General features: G+C 29.9%; 22 protein-coding genes. 13 read left to right on the top strand and 9 right to left on the bottom strand.

The window, feature by feature from the left end; translation table 11 throughout:
• The first annotated feature begins 7 nt into the window (after positions 1–7).
• Complete coding sequence (locus Q1A15_RS14725) at positions 8–805, top strand: hypothetical protein (RefSeq protein ID WP_299625511.1); 798 nt, start codon at positions 8–10, stop codon at positions 803–805.
• Positions 806–916: 111 nt separating this feature from the next.
• On the top strand, positions 917–1,675 hold the full coding sequence (gene yaaA / locus Q1A15_RS14720) for a peroxide stress protein YaaA (RefSeq protein ID WP_299625508.1): 759 nt from the start codon (positions 917–919) through the stop codon (positions 1,673–1,675).
• 81 nt (positions 1,676–1,756) lie between these two features.
• Here the strand turns inward: yaaA and Q1A15_RS14715 are convergent, their stop codons facing one another.
• Together Q1A15_RS14715 and Q1A15_RS14710 are read right to left on the bottom strand one after the other, a co-directional pair.
• Positions 1,757–3,181: an L-serine ammonia-lyase gene (locus Q1A15_RS14715; protein ID WP_299625505.1), complete on the bottom strand. Its 1,425-nt coding sequence runs from the start codon at positions 3,179–3,181 to the stop codon at positions 1,757–1,759.
• Between the two features lie 89 nt (positions 3,182–3,270).
• Positions 3,271–3,612 (bottom strand): DUF2853 family protein, encoded by a 342-nt coding sequence (locus Q1A15_RS14710; protein ID WP_299625502.1) that lies wholly within the window; start codon positions 3,610–3,612, stop codon positions 3,271–3,273.
• Between the two features lie 245 nt (positions 3,613–3,857).
• Here Q1A15_RS14710 and Q1A15_RS14705 point away from each other — a divergent pair, with 245 nt between their 5' ends.
• Complete coding sequence (locus Q1A15_RS14705) at positions 3,858–5,192, top strand: tetratricopeptide repeat protein (protein ID WP_299625499.1); 1,335 nt, start codon at positions 3,858–3,860, stop codon at positions 5,190–5,192.
• Position 5,193: 1 nt separating this feature from the next.
• On the opposite strand, the gene Q1A15_RS14700 is transcribed toward Q1A15_RS14705, so the two are convergent.
• Positions 5,194–6,927, bottom strand: a complete 1,734-nt coding sequence (locus tag Q1A15_RS14700; protein ID WP_299625496.1) for a sodium:solute symporter family protein — start codon at positions 6,925–6,927, stop codon at positions 5,194–5,196.
• Positions 6,928–7,054: 127 nt separating this feature from the next.
• Here Q1A15_RS14700 and pfkA point away from each other — a divergent pair, with 127 nt between their 5' ends.
• Positions 7,055–8,041 carry a 6-phosphofructokinase gene (pfkA, locus tag Q1A15_RS14695; protein ID WP_299625493.1) on the top strand — a complete coding sequence of 329 codons (987 nt, stop codon included), beginning with the start codon at positions 7,055–7,057 and terminating at the stop codon, positions 8,039–8,041.
• Positions 8,042–8,065: 24 nt separating this feature from the next.
• Positions 8,066–9,058, top strand: a complete 993-nt coding sequence (gap, locus tag Q1A15_RS14690) for a type I glyceraldehyde-3-phosphate dehydrogenase (RefSeq protein WP_299625490.1) — start codon at positions 8,066–8,068, stop codon at positions 9,056–9,058.
• Between the two features lie 177 nt (positions 9,059–9,235).
• Here the strand turns inward: gap and Q1A15_RS14685 are convergent, their stop codons facing one another.
• Both Q1A15_RS14685 and Q1A15_RS14680 read right to left on the bottom strand, forming a co-directional pair.
• A complete protein-coding gene (locus Q1A15_RS14685; RefSeq protein ID WP_299625487.1) occupies positions 9,236–9,955 on the bottom strand; it encodes a hypothetical protein in 720 nt (239 codons plus the stop codon).
• Between the two features lie 35 nt (positions 9,956–9,990).
• Positions 9,991–10,461 carry an outer membrane beta-barrel protein gene (locus Q1A15_RS14680; RefSeq protein ID WP_299625484.1) on the bottom strand — a complete coding sequence of 157 codons (471 nt, stop codon included), beginning with the start codon at positions 10,459–10,461 and terminating at the stop codon, positions 9,991–9,993.
• A 417-nt stretch (positions 10,462–10,878) separates the two neighbouring features.
• Here Q1A15_RS14680 and Q1A15_RS14675 point away from each other — a divergent pair, with 417 nt between their 5' ends.
• Positions 10,879–11,607: a hypothetical protein gene (locus Q1A15_RS14675; RefSeq protein ID WP_299625481.1), complete on the top strand. Its 729-nt coding sequence runs from the start codon at positions 10,879–10,881 to the stop codon at positions 11,605–11,607.
• Here the strand turns inward: Q1A15_RS14675 and Q1A15_RS14670 are convergent.
• From Q1A15_RS14670 to Q1A15_RS14655, 4 genes are all read right to left on the bottom strand, one after another.
• On the bottom strand, positions 11,587–14,391 hold the full coding sequence (locus Q1A15_RS14670; RefSeq protein WP_299625478.1) for a CHAT domain-containing protein: 2,805 nt from the start codon (positions 14,389–14,391) through the stop codon (positions 11,587–11,589). The two genes, Q1A15_RS14675 and Q1A15_RS14670, sit on opposite strands and share 21 nt — an antisense overlap.
• A 55-nt stretch (positions 14,392–14,446) precedes the next feature.
• On the bottom strand, positions 14,447–15,106 hold the full coding sequence (locus tag Q1A15_RS14665) for a hypothetical protein (protein WP_299625475.1): 660 nt from the start codon (positions 15,104–15,106) through the stop codon (positions 14,447–14,449).
• A 144-nt stretch (positions 15,107–15,250) separates the two neighbouring features.
• Positions 15,251–15,634, bottom strand: a complete 384-nt coding sequence (locus tag Q1A15_RS14660) for a RidA family protein (RefSeq protein ID WP_299625472.1) — start codon at positions 15,632–15,634, stop codon at positions 15,251–15,253.
• A gap of 25 nt (positions 15,635–15,659) precedes the next feature.
• Positions 15,660–18,335 carry a putative LPS assembly protein LptD gene (locus tag Q1A15_RS14655; RefSeq protein ID WP_299625469.1) on the bottom strand — a complete coding sequence of 892 codons (2,676 nt, stop codon included), beginning with the start codon at positions 18,333–18,335 and terminating at the stop codon, positions 15,660–15,662.
• Between the two features lie 91 nt (positions 18,336–18,426).
• On the opposite strand from Q1A15_RS14655, the gene Q1A15_RS14650 reads away from it, so the two are divergent.
• The 7 genes from Q1A15_RS14650 (at position 18,427) to Q1A15_RS14620 (ending at position 24,847) form a co-directional block, all read left to right on the top strand.
• Positions 18,427–19,803 carry an N-acetylmuramoyl-L-alanine amidase gene (locus Q1A15_RS14650; protein WP_299625466.1) on the top strand — a complete coding sequence of 459 codons (1,377 nt, stop codon included), beginning with the start codon at positions 18,427–18,429 and terminating at the stop codon, positions 19,801–19,803.
• 66 nt (positions 19,804–19,869) lie between these two features.
• Positions 19,870–20,838: an MlaD family protein gene (locus tag Q1A15_RS14645; protein WP_299625463.1), complete on the top strand. Its 969-nt coding sequence runs from the start codon at positions 19,870–19,872 to the stop codon at positions 20,836–20,838.
• 3 nt (positions 20,839–20,841) lie between these two features.
• Positions 20,842–21,441 carry a peroxidase-related enzyme gene (locus Q1A15_RS14640; RefSeq protein WP_299625460.1) on the top strand — a complete coding sequence of 200 codons (600 nt, stop codon included), beginning with the start codon at positions 20,842–20,844 and terminating at the stop codon, positions 21,439–21,441.
• 15 nt (positions 21,442–21,456) lie between these two features.
• Positions 21,457–22,773, top strand: coding sequence for a 4Fe-4S dicluster domain-containing protein (locus tag Q1A15_RS14635; RefSeq protein WP_299625457.1), 1,317 nt, complete (start codon positions 21,457–21,459; stop codon positions 22,771–22,773).
• 106 nt (positions 22,774–22,879) lie between these two features.
• Positions 22,880–23,419: a hypothetical protein gene (locus Q1A15_RS14630; RefSeq protein WP_299625455.1), complete on the top strand. Its 540-nt coding sequence runs from the start codon at positions 22,880–22,882 to the stop codon at positions 23,417–23,419.
• 24 nt (positions 23,420–23,443) lie between these two features.
• Complete coding sequence (locus Q1A15_RS14625; RefSeq protein WP_299625452.1) at positions 23,444–24,223, top strand: (Fe-S)-binding protein; 780 nt, start codon at positions 23,444–23,446, stop codon at positions 24,221–24,223.
• 21 nt (positions 24,224–24,244) lie between these two features.
• Positions 24,245–24,847, top strand: coding sequence for a hypothetical protein (locus tag Q1A15_RS14620; RefSeq protein WP_299625449.1), 603 nt, complete (start codon positions 24,245–24,247; stop codon positions 24,845–24,847).
• The last annotated feature ends 12 nt before the right edge of the window (positions 24,848–24,859 follow it).

The raw sequence follows: 24,859 nt of genomic DNA, 5'->3' as shown, positions 1-24,859 counted from the left end.
TTTAAAATTGATATTTGAATTCTATATAAATTCAAGTTTACATGTTGCCTTATCGGTGTATTCTTTTATAAGAATTACAGAATTTTATTTTCATCTTCCTTATCAAGAAGAGTTGAATTACTTTATTTTTTATGGAACTATTACTGGGTATAATTTTGTGAAATATGCAGGGATAGCAAAACTTCATCACATGAGTTTAACTAAGAATTTGAGATTAATTCAGTTGTTTTCTCTAGTATGTTTTTTATTGATGCTGTTTTATGTAACCAAGATAGATTTTGAAATTCTATATTATTTTGTTCCATTTTCACTATTAACATTATTCTATGCAGTACCAGTATTTAAAGGTTTATCTAAAAATCTTAGAAGCATAGGAACAATAAAGATTTTTATTATAGCTTTAGTTTGGGCAGGAGTTACTTCTTTAATTCCTCTAATAAATCACGATATTTCAAATGGAGTTAAAACTTTACATTTCATTCAAAGATTTCTTTTTGTCGTAGTGCTTACATTACCATTCGATATCAGAGATATGAAGTATGATAAAAAATATTTACAAACCATACCACAAATTATCGGAGTAGAAAGAACTAAAAAAGTTGGTTTCATACTATTATTAGTTTCGGTTTGTATTGAATTTGTAATCACGCCAACACCAAGTATTAAGTTTGTTTATGCGATTATATTCTTCACGTTATTGTTTGGTTTACAAAGAGCTTCGATAAAACAACAGAAGTATTATACTTCATTTTGGATTGAAGGAATACCAATTTTCTGGTGGGTGTTATTATTGTTTATTATTTAATTAAAATCTAGTATTCAAAAAACTTATTCTACAATAGGATTTTAAACTGGAAGTAATTTTTTTAATTATATCTAGGGTTGTATTTTTACTTACTATAAAAACAGACTTAAGATGAAAATAATTATTTCTCCAGCAAAGTCTTTGGATTTTGAGACTAAAGCAACTACTGAAGATTATTCAACTCCGAGGTTTTTAGATCAGTCAGAAAAATTAAATAAAAAGCTTAAAACTTTATCAAGAAAGAAGTTATCAGAGCTTATGAAAATTTCTGATGATTTAAGTGCGCTTAATTACGATAGAAACCAAAGTTGGAATATGCCGTTTGATTTAAATAATGCAAAACAAGCAGTATTTAGTTTTACAGGAGAGGTGTATAGAGGAATTGATGTAATGACATTAAAAGAAGATAAGATTCCTGCGTTACAAGATAAACTTAGAATATTATCAGGATTATATGGATTACTAAAACCTTTGGATTTAATTCAACCATATCGATTAGAAATGGGAACAAAATTAAAGGTAGGAAGAACAGAAAATTTATATAAGTTTTGGGATACTACTTTAGCAGATTCTTTAAATGATGAACTAGAAGATGGTGAATTATTAGTGAATTTGGCAAGTACTGAATATTTTAAAGCGCTTCCAAAAAAGGTGTTGAAAGTTCCAATGATAACTCCAGTATTTAAAGATTTTAAGAATGGACAATATAAAACCATTATGACTTTTGCTAAAAAAGCTCGTGGATTAATGGTACGTTACATTATTGATAATGATGTGGAAACTGTTGATCAATTAAAAGCTTTTGATATCGATGGTTATGGATTTTCAGAAGAGTTGTCTAAAGAAAACGAATTGGTATTTACTAGATAATAGAAATACACTATAGAATATTAAAAAAGCGATACTTTTAAAAGTATCGCTTTTTGTTTTTACGTATTTCATTTTTTAAGATTAACAGTCAGCTAAGCCAACAGTAATTGCTAATCCACCTTCTGACGTTTCTTTATAGTTTTTATTCATGTCTTTTGCGGTTTCCCACATAGTTTCTATTACTTTATCTAAAGGAACAATGGCATCTTCAGGATTTCCTTCTAAGGCTAATTCAGCAGCATTAATTGCTTTAATGGCTCCCATTGCATTTCTTTCAATACAAGGTATTTGAACCAATCCACCAATAGGATCACAAGTTAAACCTAAATGATGTTCCATGGCTATTTCAGAAGCTTCTAAACATTGAGCAGGAGTACCACCTAATAATTCAGTTAGTGCCGCAGCAGCCATCGCAGAAGAAACTCCGATTTCAGCTTGGCATCCACCCATCGCAGCAGAAATTGTAGCGTTTTTCTTAAAAATACTACCAATTTCTCCAGCAGTTAATAAGAATTTTCGAACATGCTCTAATGTAGCGTCATGATTTTCAATAACCATATAATACATTAAAACAGCAGGTATCACACCAGCACTACCGTTTGTAGGAGCTGTAACAACTCTACCTAAAGAAGCATTTACTTCATTTACAGATAAAGCTAAACAACTTACCCATTTCAAGATTTCTCTAAATTTAACTTCAGTACTTCTTATAGCAGAAATCCATTCGTCTTTGTCTTTATATTGACTTCCTTTAATCAGTTTTTCGTGAGTAGAAAAAGCTCTTCGCTTTACATTTAACCCACCAGGCAATATTCCCTCAGTATGACATCCAATGTACATACATTCTAACATAGTTTCCCAAATAGAATCTAATTTCGCATTTACTTCGTGTTCAGAACGAAGTTTAATTTCATTTGCAAAAACTATTTCAGAGATAGATTTGTTATTTTCCTTGCAATATTGATCTAAATCTTTGGCTTTACTTATAGGATAAGGAAAAGAAACTTCTGTATTTGTTGCTGCCTCTTTCTGAGCATTCTCTTGAATTACAAAACCACCACCAATAGAATAATATGTCTCAGTAGAAATTTCGTTATCATTTTTATCAAAAGCTCTAAAAGTTAAACCGTTGGCATGAAAAGGAAGAAATTCTCTATGAAATTCGATGTTATTTTCTACGAAATCGATTTCTTTTTCAAGGTTTAAAAAAAGAATATTGTCTTCTTTGATTTTATCTATAATAGATGTTATAGAATCTATTGGAATAAATTCAGGGTCAGTTCCACTTAAGCCCAATAATACAGCTAAATCTGTGGCATGGCCTTTACCTGTTAATGATAAAGAACCGTATAAATCTACTTTTACATGGTGTATATTATCAAAACAATCAAGCTCTTTTAATCTTTTAATCCATAATTGAGCAGCTCTCCATGGTCCAAGTGTATGCGAACTCGATGGTCCTACACCGATCTTTAGCATATCGAAGACGCTAATAAATTGTGACATAAGTTTTAGGTTGTTTGTAAAAACAAAAATAAAAAAACCTGTATTGAAAATACAATACAGGTTTTATTTTTTATGTCTAGAACGCTAGTTTACTTTGCGTATACAGATTCTTTACCAAATTTCTTAGTTAAAAGATAGTAAACAACAGCACGATATTTGTTTCTTTCAGATTTACCGATTTGTTCAACTACTTCAGCAATAGCTTCGTCTAAACTAGGACCGTCTTCTAAACCTAATTTCTTGATTAAGAAGTTTTTCTTTACAGTTTCTAATTCTTTTGGATCTGAACCAGAAACAGTTTCTGCATCTCTTTTATAAATAGATGGTCCTAAACCTTTAGTTACAGCCGTTAATAAATCTGCATCAAAACTTAAGTTTTTTTCATTCATAAATTTCGTGTACAGTTCTACTTTTTCGTCAAATTTGCTCATAATTTTTTAATATTAGTTATTTTGTTTTTTTCAACATCATTCCAAATATAGAAAAATATTTTAGGTAAATCAAACGAAAGCGAACTTGTAGTAATAATGATTTTAAACATTGAATTTACCCGCATAAAACCTGTTAATTATTTTGTTGAAAACTAAAATCTCTTCGTGTCAAAAAAAAAACTTCTTGTATTAGCTTTATAGTAAATCTAATTTTATTCTAAATGTCTTTGTCAAAATTCGAATCTATGTTAAAAACCAACGAGGTATACTTTTTCGATACTTCGGAGTTTGAAAACATAATTGAGCATTACTTGAATGTTGGGAAGCATTCATTGGCGAAAAAGGCGCTTCAGTTAGGATTAGAACAGCATCCAGAATCAATAAATCTCAAATTACTTAACGTTGAAATTTTAGTTTTTGATAACGAAATTGAAAAAGCTGTAAAATTATTAGCAGACATAGAAGCTATAGAACCTCATAATGACGAGGTATTTTTACAGAAAGCCACAATTTTATCAAAACATAAAAAGCATAAAGAGGCTATAGAAGTTTTAAAACAATCTTTAGATTTTGTTGAAGATCCTGTAGATGTTTGGGCTATGTTAGGTATGGAGTATTTATACCTAGATGATTATGAAAACGCAAGGTTTAATTTTGCAAAATGTATAGATGTAGATTTTGAAGATTACTCATCACTTTACAATATTATTTATTGTTTTGAGATGGAAGAAAATTTTGAAGAGTCTATAAACTATTTGAAAGTTTACATTGATAAAAATCCGTATAGTGAAGTTGCTTGGCATCAATTAGGAAAGCAATATTACGAATTGAATATGTTTGATAAAGCTTTAAAAGCTTTTGAGTATGCTGTTTTAATTGATGAAACATTTATTGGTGGTTATCTTGAAAAAGCCAAAACTTTAGAAAACTTAGGTCGTTATCAAGAAGCAATTGAAAATTACATAGTAACTTTAGAATTAGATGATCCTACAGCTTATGCGTATATAAGAGTGGGAGAGTGCTACGATAAATTGAAAGATAAGCAAACAGCAGTAGAATATTTTAAAAAAGCTGTGTATGAAGATCCTTTGTTAGATAGAGGATGGTTATTGCTTACAGATGCTTATTTTGAACAAGGTAATTATCATAAAGCAGTTTATTACGTAAATAAAGCGCTGCAGATAGATGACTCTAATCCGATGTATTGGAGAAAGTATGCGCAAATTAATATAAAACTTAATTTTTATCAGGAAGCAGTAAAAGCTTTTCAAACGTGTATTAATCTAGGAGATATTGATATTGAAGTTTATATTGCAATTGCTGATGTTTTACTTTTCTTAGGTGAGTTTGATGATGCTTTAAATATCTTATTAAAAGCCAAAAAAGTTTATAAAGACTTTGCTGAAATAGAATATCGTTTATTCGGTTTATTCAAAATTAATAATAAAGAAGAATACGCTTTTAATCACTTAAAAAAAGGATTGGAAATAAACTTTAATCATCATAAAGTAATCAAAGATTTATTTCCAAGTATTTTCAATGAAGATGAATTTCAAAATTTTATTTTGAATCATTCTTAGTTTATTCTAATAATTTTTTCTTCCATAATTGTTGTATTACAATACTACAAACAATCGTAATTACTGTAAGAATCGCTCCGTATCCTAGGTTTCCGTAGATAAAATTACCAGTGGCAAATAAGAATCCGTAGATACCAATAACAGAACAGAAGAAAGCTACAATTTTAGTTCCTATGTTTTTAAACTTATCATCTCCTTCAAAGATTAATTGATTAAATGAATCTAGAGTTTCTTTGTTTGTAGGTTTAGTAGCTAGCGTAACTATAATCCAACCTAAAGTAGTAACAAAAACACCAATGATAAGTTGCCAATATCCTTTAATTTCGATAAAAGGTTCAGACATTTTACTATTTATAAAAAAGAAAATCGCAATAATAAAAGAAATAGCCATTGCAGCAATTTCGCTATATGGATTTATTCTAGACCAGAACCATCTTAATATAAATAACAACCCTGTTCCTGCACCAATTTGTAATAGTAAGTCGAAAACATCTTTTGCAGATTGTAAATAAAAAGAGAACAAAGCAGCCATTAACATTAAGATTACTGTAGATAATCTTCCTACAATAACTTTTTGTTTTTCAGAAGCATCTTTATTTATAAAACGGCTGTAAAAATCATTTACAATGTATGAACTTCCCCAATTTAACTGAGTAGAAATTGTACTCATAAAAGCAGCAATTAAAGAAGTAAGTACTAACCCTAATAAACCAGCAGGTAAATACGTCATCATAGCAGCATAAGCAACATCATCCCCTCGCATTTCTTTAGTTAAGTTTGGAAAAGTATTATTAATACTTAAAATATCTGGAAAGATAACTAATGAAGCTAATCCAACTAAAATCCATGGCCATGGTCGAATGGCGTAATGAGCAAAGTTGAAGAAAAGAGTTGCCCAAGTGGCATTTTTCTCATCTTTAGCAGCTAACATTCGTTGTGCAATATATCCGCCGCCACCAGGTTCTGCCCCAGGATACCAAGTACTCCACCATTGAACAGCAAAAGGAATAATAAATAATGTGATTAACATTTCTTTATTAGAAAAATCTGGAAGAAGATCTAATTTTCCATTAACAACAGTATGTTGTAATAATTGATCTAAACCACCAATTTCTGGTAAGTTGACAATATAAATAGTAGCCCAAATCGAACCGATCATTGCAATAATAAATTGAACAAAATCGGTTAATAATACACCTTTTAATCCTCCAAGTGAAGAATAAATAACTATAATTATAGAGGAATATAATAAAGTTTCAGCTTGCGATAATCCTAATAAAATATTAGCAATTTTTGCTCCAGCTAAACATACACCAGCCATAGTAATTACATTAAAAATAACACCAAGATATATCGCTCTAAAACCTCTTAAAAAACCGGCAACTTTACCTGAATATCGTAATTCGTAAAACTCTAAATCTGTAGTAATACCTGATTTTCTCCAAAGCTTGGCATAAAAAAACACAGTTAGCATTCCTGTTAACAATAAAGCCCACCAAACCCAGTTTCCTGAAACTCCATGAGTACGAACTAATTCTGTTACTAAACCGGGAGTATCAGCAGCAAAAGTTGTAGCTACCATAGAAATACCTAAAAGCCACCAAGGCATATTTCTACCAGATAAAAAATATTCTGCACTACTTTTCTTAGCCGATTTAGAGGCTCTAATTCCTATGTAAAGAGATAGTAAAAAGAAAATTATAATTATGGAGTAATCGAGTATTGTAAGCTTCATTTGACTAAGTTTATGCTAATGTAAATAATTATTTTAAAAAGCTGTAAAATACTAGAAAAATCGAAAACGATTTCGCATTTTTATCTCAGAAAACAGCAAAATATAAGTAACTTTGGTATCAACATTTATGGGACAAAAAGTAAAAAAAATAGCAGTTATGACTTCTGGAGGAGACTCTCCAGGAATGAATGCAGCAATTAGATCTGTTGTAAGGGCAGCAGCATATTATCGTACAGAATGTATCGGAATATATAGAGGGTACCAAGGTATGATTGAAGGAGATTTCACTCCAATGTCTGCGCGTAGCGTAAACAATATTATTCATAAAGGAGGAACTATTTTAAAGTCAGCTCGTTCAAAGGAGTTTATGACTAAAGAAGGTAGAGCCAAAGCATATGAAAACCTTATTGAAGAAGGTGTAGATGGTTTAGTAGTTATTGGAGGAGATGGATCTTTCACCGGAGGAGTAGTTTTTAATAGTGAATATAATTTTCCAGTAATTGGAATACCAGGTACTATTGATAATGATATTTATGGTACATCTCACACTTTAGGTTACGATACAGCTTTAAATACAGCAATGGAAGCTATCGATAAAATTAGAGATACAGCATCTTCTCATAATAGATTATTCTTTGTGGAAGTAATGGGAAGAGATGCAGGTTTTATCGCTTTAAATGCTGGAGTTGGAGCAGGAGCAGAAGAAATTCTAATTCCTGAAGAAGACTTAGGTTTAGAACGTATGTTAGAATCATTAAAGAAAAGTAGAAGATCAGGTAAATCTTCTAGTATAGTAGTGGTTGCTGAAGGTGATAAATCTGGTAAGAATGTTTATCAACTTGCTGATTACGTTGAAGACAATATGCCTGAATATGAAGTTAGAGTTTCTGTTTTAGGACATATGCAAAGAGGTGGTTCACCTAGTTGTTTTGATAGAGTATTAGCTTCAAGATTAGGAGTAAGTGCTGTAGAACTATTAATTGATGGAAAATCTAATTTAATGGTAGGGTTAAAGGATAACGAAGTTGTTTCGACTGATCTAGAAAAAGCAATAAAGGGACAAAACTCAATAGATAAAGAATTATTAAGAGTGTCGGATATCATGACGACATAAATCAAATAAAAACAAACAATAAAAATGATTAAAATAGGAATTAATGGATTTGGTAGAATCGGAAGATTAGCTTTCCGTTCTGCTATCCAAAGAGACAATATTCAAGTAGTAGCGATAAATGATTTATTAGATGTAGAATATTTAGCTTATTTATTAAGATACGATTCTGTTCACGGTCGTTTTAACGGTACTGTTGAAGTTAAAGATGGTAACTTAGTTGTAAACGGACAAACAATTAGAATTACAGCTGACAGAAATCCTGAGAATTTAAAGTGGGATGAAGTTGGAGCAGATTATGTTATCGAATCTACAGGTTTCTTCTTAACTAAAGAAAAAGCAAGCTTACATATTAAAGGTGGTGCTAAAAAAGTAATTATTTCAGCTCCTTCTAAAGATGCTAATATGTATGTAATGGGAGTAAACCATACCACATTAACTGCAGATGAAACTATTATTTCTAATGCTTCTTGTACTACAAACTGTTTAGCTCCTTTAGCTAAAGTTGTACATGATAATTTTGGTTTAGAAGAAGGATTAATGACTACAATTCACTCTGCAACTTCTGGTCAAGATGCAGTTGATGGTCCAAATTCTAAATGGAGAAGAGGTCGTTCTGTATTACGTAACATGATTCCTACTTCTACTGGAGCTGCTGTAGCAGTAACTAAAGTAATTCCAGCTTTAGAAGGGAAATTAACAGGTATGGCTGTACGTGTTCCTACCGCAGATGTTTCTTTGGTAGATTTAACTTTTAGAACTAAAGAGGCTACTTCATTAAAAGAAATTTTAGCGAAGTTAGAAGAAGCTTCTAAAGGAGAATTAAAAGATATCGTTGGATATACAGAAGATGAGGTTGTTTCTCAAGATTTCGTATCTGACATTAGAACATCTATTATCGATGCTGGAGCAAGTATCGAATTAAACGAGAATTTCTTTAAAGTGATTTCTTGGTACGATAATGAATATGGGTATGCAACTAAAATTGTAGACTTATTAACGTATGCTGCGTCACTATAAGTTATTTAAATAATTGAAATGAACTAAAAAAGCACCTTTATTAAGGTGCTTTTTTTATTAGGGTCTATTATATGAGGATACTTAAAAATTATTCAAGTTTAAGGAAAAGACTCATTTAGATGATTAAAAATGAGTCTTCATTAAATTAAAATAAATGATATGAAAAAAAATAATGTTCTACCAAGTGAATGTTTCTCCAGAAGAAAAATCAGTTAATGTTCCGCTTCCGTTAGCATTCCAAGTAGATCTTATTGTTAATGTGTTATTTTCATAGATTTCAAGGTTACCAGAACCATCGCTGTTAGAAACTAATATAGATCTGTTTCCATCGTTATCAGTAAATTCACAAGTAACAGAAGTAGATGTTACTGTTAGCTTGAAGTTTAAAGCAACTCCACCATTTTCAGTATCATAAATATTGAATTCAGCATAGCTTCCATCTTTTAAATTATATCCGTCCATAAATTTACCAGTGAACTCTGGTCCAGTCACATCATAAACAAAAGTGAAACGATCTATTAATTCAGAAATCGTATAATTTACTGTAGTAACTCCATCAGACCAAGTGTAGGTTTGTGAGTTAAGTGTATTACTATTTCTTGAAGATACATTTGCTTGTCTAGAACTAGCATTTGCAGGAATATTAAATAACGTAGTAAAAGAAGTTCCTAATGCTTGAAAAGTACTAAATATAGCAGTTGTTTGTTGAGCTCCTAAATTTGAATTACTTGTAAGGTTTGCAGGTAATACGACATCATTTAATCGTTCTACTAAATCGTCATTAACTTCAGATAAATCTCTATCTATGTTATCAATAACATTTTCTTCATTGCTGTCGCTACAAGCTGTTAAAATAATTAGCCCGAATACGATTAATAAGTTTTTTAAATTTTTCATTGTTTTACTTTTTATGTTTTTACTATTTTTTTTGATTATAAATTATATAGAACACCAATACTAAATACAGCTTGATCGAATGCACTTAATATGTATTTGGCTTCGAAAACTCCTGTTAAAGAAGATGATAAATCATAGTTTAATCCACCACCAACATTAAATCCGATTTCTGTTGTTGAAGCGCTAAATCCTAATGCAGATACGCTAGATCTTGTGAAGTTTAAACCTCCTAACGGATAAAAAGACAATCCGTTCTTTCCAGGAAAAATATAATGCGCATCAGCATTGATTCCAATAATAGATGAACTTGCTCCTTGCACACTTTCTCCGAAATAATAGTTAAAAGAAGGAGATGCAAAAAATTTGTCGGTAATTCTAAATGAAGCTTTAGCACCGATACCAAATTCTGAATTTGTTCCGTAAGCAGCTTGAAGTCCAACTTTAGTTTGTGAGTACATAGTAATTGAAAGAACTATGAATAAAAGAGTGAATGTTAATTTTTTCATTTTTTATTATTTGTTGTTTTACACTCATTAATGTTGTGAAATTTTAGAGGTTAACATTTTTAATGATTTTTTTTAAAAAAAGTTTCTAACCCTTGTATTTCTATAGAAAAATAAAACCCTACTTAAGACATTAAGTAGGGCTAGTAGAAATAAAAACATAAAGGAAAACAACTTTTCTACTATATAACTTCTAGAAGTTTTATTAGATAGCGCATTTTTAGCAACAAGATTTCGCTTTTACAGAAATGATGATAACATTATATGTTTATAACTTGATGGAGAATCTTTTAAAAGGTTAACATGTAAATAAAAAAAGATTACATAATGTTTACTTTTTTAATATGTAAACATTAAAGGTTGTATGAGATAAAGAATTAGAAAGATAAATATTAAACATGTAATTAAAATCAATATTAAATGAACAAGTCCTCCTTAATTGACAAGTATTTTCAAAATAATTTATCTTCAGAAGAAAAAATTACGCTTCATGAACTTTTAAAAAGTGATATGAGTTTTGCAAAAGAATTTTCTTTTCAAAAAGATGTACAGATTGCTATTCAATTAGCAGAAAGAAAAAGTTTGAAACTGTTTCTCCAAGAGTTAGAACAAAACTATACCATTAAAAACAGGTTTGTTCTTTCGAAAAAATGGTTGGTCGCAGCTTCGATTTCATTAATGTTATCTTTTTTGGGAACCGTATATTTTTTTAATTCAGATGGTAATTCTAACGAAGAATTATATGCAGCTTATTTTGCTCCTTACAGTAATGTAGAATATCCAATCACTAGAAGTGAAACATTACATAATATTAAGCGAAATGCTTTTATAGCATATGAAATGGGCGATTTTTCAAAAGCTGAAAAATTACTTAACAAAGCTTATGAAGAATCAAAAAATATAGAATTGTTATTCTACAAAGGAATTTCATTATTAAGTCAAAATAAACAGCAGGAGGGAAGTGAAATTTTACAATTTTATTTGACTCAAGGAACAAAATATAGAACTCAAGCAAACTGGTATTTAGCTTTATCAAATCTACAATTAGGTAAAAAAGAAAGAGCAAAAAAATATTTACTTGAGGTGATAAATTCTACGGGTGATTTTAAGAAAAAAGAATCTAAAATTTTACTTGAAAAAATTGAATAGTTTTTTCCTGAAAACAAATACAAATCCTAAAGGAATTCCAATAAAAAGAAGCCAGATATAATTATATGAATTAGTTACAGGTTTGGTATTTCCATTTAATATGAAACCAGCCCAGAAAAAAGGATGTTGAAGCTCAGTAACACTTTGTTCTAAATATTCTTTTTTAGCACTTTGCAAAGCTTTCTTTTTGTTGGTTCCTTTATTAAGTTTGCCGTAAAAAAGACTCATAATTTCAGAAGAAGATCTATCGTTAACTTTCCATAAACTTTTAACAAGTGATTTTGCACCAGCGTAAGAAAAAGCTCTCGCTAAACTAATGCTTCCTTCTCCGTTTTCTACCTTTCCAATTCCAGTTTGACACGCACTAAGTGCAACTAAATCGGCATTTAATTTGGTGTTGTAAATATCTTTAATATACCATAAGTTACTTTGATTTTCTGTTGGCGTAAAAGCCAAATATGAAAAGTCTGGATATTCATCGTTAGCAGAAGCATGAGTAGCAAAATGAAGTACTTGGTAATTCGTTAATTTATCTTGAATGTTTTCAAGAATTGCGTTTTTTCCAATAATAGTATCTGTGTCAAAATACGAAGCAATGTTTTTAACTTCCTTTTTATTAAAAATTAGTGGACTAAAATCTGCTCTCACTTCCGTACTTTTTGTATTATAGAATTCTGGCGCAACTGCTAGAATTTTATTTTTAATGTTTTTCGAACTTTCTATATTGTTTATTTCTTCCAATAAAGTAAAGGAATTTCCATAGCTTATTGCAGTGGAATTAACCACATAATTTGTTTCTGAAGAAGAGGTAGATAAGGCTTCAAACGGAATGTAATAAAGGAAACCATCTGGTAGAATAATAAGATCAGTTTTACTTCTCAAACTTTCCGGAATTAATCTTGTGAAAAGTGCATTTGCTTTTTGATTATCATATTTACTTTTAAAATTCGATACCGTTTCATAGAAAGCTAGTAATTCATCTTGAAAATTCGTATCGTTTTTAAAGCGTAATAACTCAACTTTGTCAGATGTGATTATAAATTGATAGATGTAATCTTTACCGTAAAAAAACGAAAGTCGCCCATCGTTATTAGTTATCGTCTTCTTTATGGTTGATAAAGAAGAAACATTATAATTATATTTTAAGTTATGATATTTAGGTTGTTTAATTTTTACAGAATCAATAAAAGTATTGTATTTCTCTCTCGCTGTAATTAATTGTTGTTGTTTTTCAGTAGAGGTTTTAGAAACGTAAATATCAGTTTCAATATTAGAAATGGCTGCTAATAATTGTTGTTCTTTATCAATAAGTTCTTGTGGAATATTATTAAAGTTAACTGCTTTAGTTAAATTAACAACTTCAAGTAACTGTGTCGATTTACTTTTTTCTAGAATAAAAAATGCTTTCTCTAAATATTGCGAATCTTGAGTAGAGTTGTATAATAAGAAACATTCGTTTAATGCAGTTTCAAAAATAGGATATACATTATTTATCAAGAATTGTTTATCGTTTTTATTCTCTAAAGTAGGTTTAATGTTATCTAAAACTTCAGTAGTAAATAAGCTTGTTTCTAAAGCTTCTTTTAAATATTTATTTTCATTAGATTTTTCAAATAAACGAGTCAATATTTTCGACTTTAAATGAAGAATATTTATAGTTTGATCGTTGGTAAGTATTTTGTCAACTGATAGTTTACTGGCATTTTTCTCATCAAAAAAGGTAAGATTATATAATGCTTCATTTATAGTTTCTAGTGCTTTTTCATATTGTTTATTTCTGTAATACGTATCTGCAATTTTCTGATTGATTAAAGCGATATCTAGATGTTTTTCATTATTACGATATGTTTTATAAAGGTTTAAAGATTTCGTGTAATACGTTAAAGCATCTGTATACGAAGCTTTTTGAGTGTAAACATCGCCATACAATTCTAAAAGTATTTTATAGAAAGGATCGTTTTCTCTGTATATTTTTTCTGAACTCGATAATAACTGTAAAGCTTTTTCTGTATTTTTTGATAGGATATAAGCATTAATTAAAGCTTGATATGACGTTATAAGTGAGTTCTTATAATTCCTTTGCTTGTAAAAAGTAACGATTTCTTCTAATAATTTAATTCCTTTTTTATATTGTTTTTGGGAGTTATAAATTTTAGCCATATAGCTTTTAAAAAGCATTCTATTTGATTCAATATCATCAAAATAATTAAAATAATTGTTTTGAATCAAAACAGCTTTGTCATGAAAATTAATTGCAGAATTATATTTTCCTTCACTTGTGTAAATATTAGTCAGAAAAGAATAAACACTATTTAAATTTGTGATATTTTCTTTAGAATCAGTTTTAGACTTTAAAGTGTTATAAAGTTTTAAAAAAAGTGGCTTAGCTCGTTTGTAATCTTCTAGTTTGAAATAATAATTTCCTTTATTTAATAGGAATAGAGGTAATAATTCATCATAATCTTCAGTTCTTATAGAATCTTTCTTTTTTACTAATAATGTTTCCAGACTATTCAAATTACTTTTTAGTACTGGTAAATTATAATGATAGTCACTTACATAAATAATGTAAGATAAAATACTGGCTTTATTGTAGTACCAATTTTGTTCTTCACTTAACTCTAAAGCTTTATTGAAATAATAATACGCACTATCTTGATTTGTATACATATGCTGATAAGCTTGGTTCGTATACTTTTCGAATTTGATGGTGTTTATAGAATCGTTTTGTGCTTCAGAAAAAGAATAGAGTAGGAGGAATAAAAAAAGTAGTTTAGCTCTCATAATCCAATTTGGTATGTAGCTAAACTACTAATTATTTAAAGAATAAAGTAATTTATTAATCTATGATAGCGTTAATTTCATAAGAAATCATTCTTTCATGTATTGGTGAAAATTTAGTAATACTTAATACAACTTTACCTGAAAAATCTTTTTTATCTAGCTGAATAGCTGGTAGTCCTTCAAAATTTTCAGCAGGAAATAATTCTTTGTTCTCACTGATAATTTCTCCTTCTTCAGTTTTAATTTGAATAGAAAACTCTTTTATATCCTTATTTAATAAGATAAAGTTGTAACTATTTAAAGGTAATCTACAACTTGTTATTTTTTTAGGACAAGGTAAAGGTGGAGGAGGTAAACTTGGTACTCTTGGACGAATTCTGAAAAACTTCAGCGCTTTCTCATTTTCTTTAATACTTTTTTGAAGCAATTCTAATTTCTCAATTAAATCTTCTTCACCTTCTTCAATTTTAAGTAATAACTCTTCTTTTTTTTCGTACTGGCGAGTTAAAGTATTTTCTAAATAGAAAATGTATAAATCTTCTTCATAATATGTGTTTTCTACATTTGGTTCTTCTTCTCCTCGTTTTAGCAGCGTCTTTTTGCCCTCTTTTACTGCTAATGTTTCATCTTCAATAGTTTCCATATCAGTGTTGTTTGAACACGAGAAAATTAACACAGGTACGATTAGTAGTTTAAATAATAGTGATGTTTTCATTTTATGTTATTTATTATGTTCCTAAACATTAGTGCAAACTAAATATTAAAAGTTAACATAATTGAATAAAAAAAATAAAAAATCCTGTAAATGATGTGTTTACAGGACGCTAAAAAATAGTTTTATAGTGTTTTGATAGTAAGATTACTCTTTAATAGCAATCATACTAATTTCTACATTAACGAATTTAGGTAAGTTAGCTACTTCTACAGTTTCTCTTGCAGGAGCAGTTTCTTCATTAAAATAAGTTGCATAAACTTCATTAATTGCAGAGAAATTATTCATATCTGAAATAAAAATAGATGTTTTTACAACATTTTCAAATGTCATTCCAGCTTCAGTTAACACAGCTTTCATGTTTTCTAATACTTGCTTAGTTTCAGTTTTGATATCGTCTAAAACTAATTCACCAGTTTCTGGATTAATAGCTATTTGTCCAGAAGTATATAACGTATTTCCTGTTAATACAGCTTGATTGTATGGTCCTATCGGAGCAGGAGCGTTTTTAGTGTTTATTATTTTTTTCATCGAAATAAAGTTGATTGTTGTTGTATTAAAATAATCTTCTATCTGGCGGTTGACGTTTATCCCATTTTAAATCGCTTAACATAGACGATTTTACTCCAATAAAGAAGTTATACGAAGTAAAGTTTCCAAAAGGAACCCAGTTGAAATTAAATCGCCAACTATCTAAATCTCTAGAGAAGTTAAGCGTGGTAAACGAGAAAGCTCCATTTTTAATATCGTAAGAAGATCTAAAGTTTACTTTCCATTTAGGTGTTAAATCAACACTTCCGTTAAAACCTACAGTATGATTTTGTATACCAGCATTATTAAATCCGTTATTAGAATAGTTTGCAGAATATACAAAACTTAAATTCCAAGGTATTTTAGCGCGATATAAATCTGCTGTTTTCTCTTTTACTTCTCCTGGACCGGAAGGTTGTTGATTGGCAAAACCATTAATGGCTTGATTGTCGTTAATTCCAAATACATCTGGTGGATTATTCGGATTATTATTTTGGTTTTTATCTTTTTTCTTGTCTTTACTAAAGTCGTTACTTGAGAAACTATAATTTGCAGTTAACGTAGCATTACTTAACCTAAATAGTGAAGGATTAAATTTATTAATGCGTACACCTTGTGAAGTTACCTGATAAGGATCTAAACTACCAGACAAGTTTACAGACATTTTATTTTTAAATAATTGAGTTCCTGCAGAAAATGCAACATTACTCCAACGTAAACTATCAGCAGCCATATTATAGGAGGAGCTAAAGTTTAAATTATTAAGAATGGTTATTTTTTTATCTTCTTCGGAATCATCATCTTCACCAGGTTTCACTTTGGCCTCAATAACGTTATTTAAAGCAAATGTTAATAAGTTAGAAACACCACTACTTGGAGCACCAAAAATTCCAATACCATCATCAAAAGGAGTATAGGTAATAATTCCAGAACGATCACGAACTCGTTCTTGGAAAGGAGCAGCAAAATTAGGCGCGTAACTCCAAGAAACACTTGGTCTAACCGTATGACGAATTGCTTTTATTTTTCCCTTGAATTTAAAATCACCATAAATATTAGTAGTTAAACCAACACCAAAATTATATCTGTTGAATCTCTTGAAACCATTAATAGTATCATTAACAGCCTGTCCAAGAGTTGGATCAAATCTCTTTTTTATAGTAGCAAAATTCCAAACATCTGTATAGTTGAAATTAGGCGATAAAGTAAAATATTTGAACGCTTTAATATTTGTATTTGCTCTTATTTCATGTTGAACTCCAGCTTTAGCATCTTCAAACATTTTAGAAGTAAAGAAATTTTCTTCTTCCGTACTAATGCTGTATCTACCTTGTAAAGTATAGTTTACTCCAATTTTCTGTAGTGCGTTTTTCTTTACTCCATTAGCAGCAAACGGATAAATACGATCCATGTTTACCTGTAAACTTGGTAGTGTAAGATTTACAATATTGTTATTTGAGTTCTGACTATGTGTTAAGGTAACATTCATATTGAATGGCGTACCTACAAACTTTTTGTAATAACTAATAGAGGAATCAAACGAGTTTCGTAACGTTTGATTTTGATCTATTTGATTTAAAGATTGTCTAAAGAACTGGCTACTACTACTTACATTTACTCGAGCTCTTAAATTTGAGTTCGGACTCGATTTAGGATCTTGTTGATGATTCCAAGTAATATTAAAGTTTGATGATTTAGAGAAATCACTAAAACCTCGAATACTAGTCGTTAGGTTTTGAAAACGAACACTAACTCCACCAGAAAACTTATAACGTAAATTATAGTTGGATCGAGCATTTACAGCCCAACTTCCATTGGAATATAAATCTCCAGTAAGATCTAGATCAAAATAATCATTAATAGCAAAATAATAACCTCCATTTTGTAAGAAGAAACCTTGCTGATTATTTTCTCCCCAAGAAGGAATAATAAATCCAGATGATCTTTTTTCAGTTAATGGAAAATAAGCAAATGGTAAATATAATGGAGTAGGTACATCTGCAATAACTAAGTTACTTCCTCCTACAATAATTTTTTTACCAGGAACTAATTTGGCTCTATTAGTTGCAATATGATAGTCTGGTTTATCTTTTTTAGAAGTAGTAAAACGAAGTTTACTCATATATATAGTAGAGTCATTAACCTTTTTAGTTTTTTCACCATAAGTAATAATTTCTCCTTGTACAGTTTTTACACCATATACTAAAGCCTTCTTAGTTTTAAAATTGAATAAGATTGAATCTTGTTCAGATTCTTGTCCGCCTTGTTTAAAAATAGGACGTTGAACGTAACCTGTACTATCTTTTATACCAGTAGCGTAAACCGTATTCTTTTTATAGTTGATTATTATTTTACCAGCTTTTAAATCAATGTCGCCGTAAATTAATCGTGCGTTATTATATAAAGTAACTGTTTTTTCTTTTGCGTTCTGAATGGTATAATCTTCAGCATCGTGAGTAATAATGTAATCAATTACTTCTTTAGGTTTAACAATGGAATCTTTACCAATAGAATCAGTCTTTACTTTTGGTATACTGTCTGTTTTAAGTTTGCCTAATGGTTTTTTAACCAAGGCTTTTGCAGAATCTTTTTTAACAACAGGTTGATCTGGAATATTATCTTTTTCTATTTCTTGAGCGAAACTTATTTTAAAACAAAAAAATGATAAAATTAAAAGTATGTACAGTGAATTTGCTTTCAATTCGATAAATGCTATTTTTGTATTTAATAAAAGTATGGCTCAATCTTTGAAGCGCCAAATAACAGAAGCCAAAAATAGTTAAATTTTATTGATGCAATTCTTAAAATTCACCAAATATCAAATTAATGTTTCGTTACTAGTGTTTTTACTTCTTTTTGTAGGAGTTACTATTCCTTTAAAAGCACAGAAAAAATACACAGTGGTCTTAGATGCTGGCCATGGAGGAAAAGATCCTGGTAATTTAGGTAACGGATATAAAGAATCTAAAATTGCACTTAAAGTAGTTTTATTAGTAGGTAAAGCTTTAAAGAAAAGCAATAAAGATATTAATGTTATCTATACAAGAGATAAAGATGTCTTTGTAGAATTACATAATAGAGCAAAGATTGCAAATGATAATAAAGCAGATTTATTCGTATCTATTCACTGTGATTCTTACAAGAGTGCGAAAGCATTTGGTGCAGGAACTTTTGTATTAGGGCTTAGTGGGAATAGAAGAAACTTAGAAATAGCAAAACGAGAAAATGCCGTAATTAAATTAGAGGACAACTATAAAAGTAATTACGATTACAATCCAGATTCTCCAGAGGCAGTTATTAACTTATCAATTCAACAAGAAGAAAATTTAGATGAAAGTTTAGCTTTTGCCCAAATGGTTCAGAGTAACTTTTCTAATGCTAAACGATACGATAGAAGTGTAAAACAAAATAACTTCTTAGTATTACGTGAAACAGTAATGCCTAGTGTACTTATTGAATTAGGTTTCTTAACTAATAAAGCAGAAGGGAAGTTTTTAAATTCAAGTGTAGGACAAACACGTATGGCTAATTCGATTTCTAAAGCAATAGGGAAATATATTAGTCAAATTAAATTGAATACAGTGGGAGAAGATCAAAAATCTGTATCTGTAGTTCAAGTTAAAATAAAAGAAAAGAATACACCTCCGAAAATAACAAATACCGTAGAGCGTAAAAAAACTTTCGAAAGAGTAAAAAATCCAATAAAGGATAATTCTAAAGCAGCAACTAAAGTTCCGGTAGTTGTAGCGAAAACAGAAAAAAAACAAGTTCCACCTAAGGTTAATCCAGAGAAAAAGAAAGTAGAAACACCAAAAGTGGAGAAAACTGTAGTTAAAACTACACCAAAACCTAAAGTGGTAAAAGAAGAAAAAAAGCCTGTTGAAGAAAAACCTAAAGAAACAATGCCAGCTTATGTTGAGTTTAAGGTTCAAATCGCAGCATCTAGAGAATACTTAACAGACGATAATTTCAATTTTAGAGGATTGGAAAATGTTGAGGTTTTAGTAATAGATGAATACTACAAATATTACTTCGGAAGCACACCTAGTTTTAAGGAAGTAAAACGAAATCTTTCAATAGCAAGAAAAGCAGGACATAAAGATAGTTTTGTAGTTGCTTTTGAAAATGGTAAAAAGATTTCTATACGAGAAGCATTAAGAAAACAGTAATTTAGAAAAAATCTATTCTTTTCTACCAAAAATAATTAGTAATTTCGTCGGTAGTAATTTTTGCTTATGTCAAAAGAACTTAAAACAGGTATCGTATCCTTATTAATCATTGGAGTAGGAATTTGGGGATACAATTTTTTAAAAAGACAAGATGTTTTTAGTCCAAACGCACGTCATTTTTTCGTAGAGTATGCAAATATAAACGGATTAAGTGAAGCTAGTATTGTAACTATAAACGGATTGCAAGTAGGGAAAGTTGATCAAATCACTTTTAATCCTAGTCCTGAAAAGAAAGGAACACTTTTAGTGAAATTTTCACTTCAAAATAATTTCGAATTTTCTAAAAACAGTATTGCTAAAATTTATCCTGCCGGATTAATGGGAGGGCAAAACTTAGCTATAGTTCCAAGTTACAGTGGAGATAAAGCAGTTTCGGGAGATTATCTACCAGGAGAAGTAAAATCGGATTTATTTTCATCTGTAGGTGAAAAATTCAATCCAATTCAAGATAAATTAGCAAATGTTCTTGTACATGTAGATTCTTTAGTTGTAGGGTTTAATCAAACGTTAAATCAAAAAGCAAGACAAAGTTTAAATAGAAGTATTTTAGGTTTTGAAGGAACAGTATACAACCTTAACAAAACAATGCGATCTATCAATAAACTTCTTGAGGATAATAAATCCAAAATTGATGTTACGCTTGATAACACAAAGAAAATTACAGAAGACGTTTCTAAGATAACCGAAGATTTAGCGAAAGCTGAATTAGGAAAAACAATTAAGAAGTTAGAAGCTACTATCGATAATGCAAACGGATTATTGGTAGGAATTAAAGAAGGAAAAGGTACTTTAGGTAAGTTAGTGTCTGATGATAAATTGTACACGAATTTAGCTAATGCAACAAAAGAAATGGAAGAGTTGCTAAGGGAAATGAAATTAAACCCTAAACGTTTTGTTCACTTTTCACTATTTGGTAAAAAACCAAAACCATATAATGAAGAGAATAACAACAAAAACGTAAGTAACGATAAATGATAAATGAGTTGGATTGATATTATTCCTTTTGAAAAAGCTCAAGGGAAACTTAAAAAACTTTACGAACGCGTAACAGGTCCAAATAATAATGTAGATAATATCATGCTAATCCATAGTTTAAGACCCAACACTATGGAAGGTCATATGGCTATTTACAAAAAAGTATTACACCATAGTGACAATACGTTGCCAAAATGGTATTTAGAAACGATAGGAGTTTACGTAAGTATGTTAAATCATTGTCAATATTGTGTAGATCATCATTTTGAAGGATTAAAACGATTATTAAACGACGATGATAAAGCAACTAAAATTAAAGAAGAATTAAGAAATAATTCTTTCGAAATAGTATCAAAAGCTTATTCAGAAGGATTAAAGTATGCTGAAAAGCTAACTTTAAATCCGTCAAAACTCAAACAAGAAGACGTAAATAAACTTAAAGAGAATGGAATTTCTGATGCAGAAATTCTAGAAATAAATCAAGTAGTAAGTTACTTTAACTATGCAAACAGAACTGTTTTAGGTTTAGGAGTCACTACTAAAGGAGATATTTTAGGATTATCGCCTAATAGTTCTCAAGAAGATAATTGGAAACATCAATAACTAACAAATAAGGAAATGGAGAAATACGTACCAAACATTTTTTTTGCATTTATTTTAATCGCAGGTATAGGGTATTTTGTGATGAACGTTCGAAAGTTAATTCGAAATATCAAATTAGGTAAGGACATAGATAGAACAGACAGGAAACCTGAACGTTGGAAAAACATGGCTAAAATAGCCTTAGGACAATATAAAATGGTTCGCCGACCTTTATCGGGAATCTTACATATTGTAGTTTATATTGGTTTTATTCTTATTAATATAGAGATGCTCGAAATCGTTATCGATGGTTTATTCGGAACACATCGTGTATTTCAACCAGTATTAGGAAATGGTATTTATGGTTTCTTAATAGGAACTTTTGAAATTTTAGCAGTACTAGTTTTAGTAGCTGTTATTATATTCTGGTTCAGAAGAAATATCGAAAGAATTAAACGTTTCTGGAGTGCAGAAATGGAAGGATGGCCAAAGAATGATGGTAACATTATTTTATACTTCGAAATAGTATTAATGACATTATTCTTAGTAATGAATGCTACAGATATTCCTTTTCAAGAAGCTGGAGCTGGTAATGTGATTTCTCAATTCATTGCACCTTTATTTCATGATTACTCTCACGAAGCATTACATACAATTGAAAAAACAGCTTGGTGGTTACATATTGTAGGTATTTTAATTTTCTTAAACTACTTATATTATTCTAAGCACTTACATATTTTATTAGCTTTCCCAAATACATTCTTTGCGAACTTAAAGCCTAAGGGAGAGTTTACAAACTTAGAGTCTGTAACTAATGAAGTAAAAATGATGATGGATCCAAGTGCAGATCCATATGCAATGCCAGAAGATGGAGTAGAGGAAGAAGTACCAGAGAAATTCGGTGCATCTGATGTAGCAGATTTAAACTGGGTGCAACTAATGAATGCATACACATGTACAGAGTGTGGTCGTTGTACATCGTCTTGTCCTGCAAACTTAACAGGAAAGAAATTATCACCTCGTAAGATTATGATGGATACTCGTGATCGTTTAGAGGAAGTAGGAAAAAATATTGATGCTAATAATGGTGAGTTTAAACCAGATGGTAAACAATTATTAGATGATTACATTACAAGAGAAGAACTTTGGGCTTGTACAAGTTGTAATGCTTGTGTACAAGAATGTCCAGTGAATATCGATCCATTATCAATCATTATGGATATGAGAAGATATTTAGTGATGGAAGAATCTGCGGCTCCTCAAGAATTAAATATGATGATGACTAATATTGAGAACAATGGTGCTCCATGGCAGTATAGTCAAATGGATAGATTAAACTGGAAAGACGAATAGAAATATGAGACTTAAATCCTTAAAGAAAAATAGTTTTATCCTATTAATTTGTATGTTGCTAACTAGTGTTCAAGTTATTTCACAAAATACTGATGAAATAAACGCTATGGCAAAAAAGATGTTCGTAGATATGAACAATAGGGATTATGATGCGATCTTAGATATGTGTCACCCTAAAGCTTTTGAGTTTGCTTCTAGAGATCAATTAAAAACTGTTTTTAAGTCAGCTTTTGAAGGAAATGAAGAGTTTTCTTTAGATGTTCCTAAAGTAATACCAGACTACAAAATTTCTAAACTATATAAAGAAGAAGGTTTAGAATATGTATTTGTAACTTACGATATGACAATGAAAATGACTTTTCACAAAGAAGAGTTTGACGAAGAAGGAAAAGAAATGATGAAGAATATCATGAAAATGCAAGAGATGGATGTAGAATTTACATCTAATAAATCTATGAGTGTTAACATGAAAGATAGAATAACAATTCTTCTAAAAGGAAAAGGAACAGATAACAAGTGGGTAATGGTTAATTATGACGCGAATTCACCATTAGTTTACAACGTGCTATCAGCAAATGTATTAGAAACAGCTAAGACATTTAAGCAAGATTTAATGCTAGAAAGAAAAAAAGAATCACAAAATTAAAATCAACATAAACAATACAATATTATGAACGTACCAACAATGGCAGATATGATGGCTCAAGGAAAGCAACCAGAAGTGTTGTTTTGGGTTGGAGCAGCTGGAAGTTATGATGATAGAGCTAAAAAAATCACAAAGTCTTTTGTGAAGATTTTACACCAAGCTAATGTTGATTTCGCAGTATTAGGTACTGAAGAAAGTTCTACTGGTGATGCAGCAAAGAGATCTGGAAATGAATTTTTATTTCAAATGCAAGCAATGACTAACATTGAAATTTTAAATGCATATGAAGTAAAAACGATCGTAACATGTGATCCGCACTCTTTCAATACATTAAAAAATGAATATCCAAGTTTAGGTGGTAAATATGAAGTTTATCATCATACACAATACATCAATAAATTAGTAGCCGACGGTCGATTAACAATTGAAGGTGAAAATTTAAAGAACAAAAGATTAACATATCACGATCCTTGTTATTTAGGACGTGCGAATGATGTATATGAAACTCCACGTGATTTAATTCGTCAATTAGGTGTAAAATCTACTGAGATGAAACGTCACAAATCTACAGCATTATGTTGTGGAGCTGGTGGAGCGCAAATGTTCAAAGAGCCAGAAAAAGGTGATATGGATATTAACATTCTTAGAACTAAAGATGCTTTAGAAACGAACCCAGAAATTATTGCAACAGGTTGTCCTTATTGTAATACAATGATGACAGATGGAGTAAAGTTCCATTTAAAAGAAGATCAAATTGTTGTTAAAGATATTGCGGAGTTAATTGCTGAAGCTAACAATCTATAAAATCAATTACTTAAATAAACTATGAAAAAGAAAATTTTACTATTGTGTTTAGCATTTACAGGACTGATATCTTTTGCACAAGAAACTACTTTGGATAAAATTTCTAAAGAAACCTGTGATTACCTTTCAGCTTTAGACTTGAAAACACTTTCAAGCAAAGAGAAAAATATGGAGCTAGGTTTGTATATTATTAAATTATATACAAAGTATGAAGCGAAACTGAAAGAAGAAGGTATATTCATGGATTTAACTAAGGGAAAGCAGGGTGGAGCAGAATTTGGAGAGAAAATAGGTGTAAACATGATTAAATTTTGTCCAGATGTTCTAATAGCTTTAGCTTCCGAAGATGCTAAATCTGAAGAAGTAACTTCAGCATATTTAGAGGGAACAATCAAGAAAATTTCTGGAGAAGAATTATATACTGTAGAAATTAAAGATACTACAGGGAAAACTCAAAAATTAATCTGGTTAAATAACTTTGAAGGTTCAGATGAATTAATTGAGTTAGAGAAAAAAGCGAAAGGAAAATCAGTTAAGGTCTCTTACGAAAACATCGAGTATTTTTCTCCTAAGCTAAAAGAATATATTGTAAGGAAGAAAATAACAAAAGTAGAGTTTTTATAAACTTAACGATAT

Source organism: uncultured Tenacibaculum sp. (assembly GCF_947495995.1).
GTDB lineage: Bacteria > Bacteroidota > Bacteroidia > Flavobacteriales > Flavobacteriaceae > Polaribacter.
The sequence above is the reverse complement of the archived record's forward strand: the minus strand, read 5'-3'. Positions and strand labels throughout refer to the sequence as shown.

What these genes read in the sequence shown, in the direction of transcription:
- Q1A15_RS14675 (WP_299625481.1), top strand. Translation starts at nt 10,879, where the DNA reads ATGAACAAGTCCTCCTTAATTGACAAGTATTTTCAAAATAATTTATCT.
- Q1A15_RS14645 (WP_299625463.1), top strand. Translation starts at nt 19,870, where the DNA reads ATGTCAAAAGAACTTAAAACAGGTATCGTATCCTTATTAATCATTGGA.
- pfkA (WP_299625493.1), top strand. Translation starts at nt 7,055, where the DNA reads ATGGGACAAAAAGTAAAAAAAATAGCAGTTATGACTTCTGGAGGAGAC.
- Q1A15_RS14660 (WP_299625472.1), bottom strand. Translation starts at nt 15,634, where the DNA reads ATGAAAAAAATAATAAACACTAAAAACGCTCCTGCTCCGATAGGACCA.
- Q1A15_RS14700 (WP_299625496.1), bottom strand. Translation starts at nt 6,927, where the DNA reads ATGAAGCTTACAATACTCGATTACTCCATAATTATAATTTTCTTTTTA.
- Q1A15_RS14650 (WP_299625466.1), top strand. Translation starts at nt 18,427, where the DNA reads ATGCAATTCTTAAAATTCACCAAATATCAAATTAATGTTTCGTTACTA.
- yaaA (WP_299625508.1), top strand. Translation starts at nt 917, where the DNA reads ATGAAAATAATTATTTCTCCAGCAAAGTCTTTGGATTTTGAGACTAAA.
- Q1A15_RS14620 (WP_299625449.1), top strand. Translation starts at nt 24,245, where the DNA reads ATGAAAAAGAAAATTTTACTATTGTGTTTAGCATTTACAGGACTGATA.
- Q1A15_RS14665 (WP_299625475.1), bottom strand. Translation starts at nt 15,106, where the DNA reads ATGAAAACATCACTATTATTTAAACTACTAATCGTACCTGTGTTAATT.
- Q1A15_RS14715 (WP_299625505.1), bottom strand. Translation starts at nt 3,181, where the DNA reads ATGTCACAATTTATTAGCGTCTTCGATATGCTAAAGATCGGTGTAGGA.
- Q1A15_RS14630 (WP_299625455.1), top strand. Translation starts at nt 22,880, where the DNA reads ATGGCAAAAAAGATGTTCGTAGATATGAACAATAGGGATTATGATGCG.
- Q1A15_RS14705 (WP_299625499.1), top strand. Translation starts at nt 3,858, where the DNA reads ATGTTAAAAACCAACGAGGTATACTTTTTCGATACTTCGGAGTTTGAA.
- Q1A15_RS14670 (WP_299625478.1), bottom strand. Translation starts at nt 14,391, where the DNA reads ATGAGAGCTAAACTACTTTTTTTATTCCTCCTACTCTATTCTTTTTCT.
- Q1A15_RS14635 (WP_299625457.1), top strand. Translation starts at nt 21,457, where the DNA reads ATGGAGAAATACGTACCAAACATTTTTTTTGCATTTATTTTAATCGCA.
- Q1A15_RS14710 (WP_299625502.1), bottom strand. Translation starts at nt 3,612, where the DNA reads ATGAGCAAATTTGACGAAAAAGTAGAACTGTACACGAAATTTATGAAT.
- Q1A15_RS14680 (WP_299625484.1), bottom strand. Translation starts at nt 10,461, where the DNA reads ATGAAAAAATTAACATTCACTCTTTTATTCATAGTTCTTTCAATTACT.
- Q1A15_RS14685 (WP_299625487.1), bottom strand. Translation starts at nt 9,955, where the DNA reads ATGAAAAATTTAAAAAACTTATTAATCGTATTCGGGCTAATTATTTTA.
- Q1A15_RS14640 (WP_299625460.1), top strand. Translation starts at nt 20,842, where the DNA reads ATGAGTTGGATTGATATTATTCCTTTTGAAAAAGCTCAAGGGAAACTT.
- Q1A15_RS14625 (WP_299625452.1), top strand. Translation starts at nt 23,444, where the DNA reads ATGAACGTACCAACAATGGCAGATATGATGGCTCAAGGAAAGCAACCA.
- gap (WP_299625490.1), top strand. Translation starts at nt 8,066, where the DNA reads ATGATTAAAATAGGAATTAATGGATTTGGTAGAATCGGAAGATTAGCT.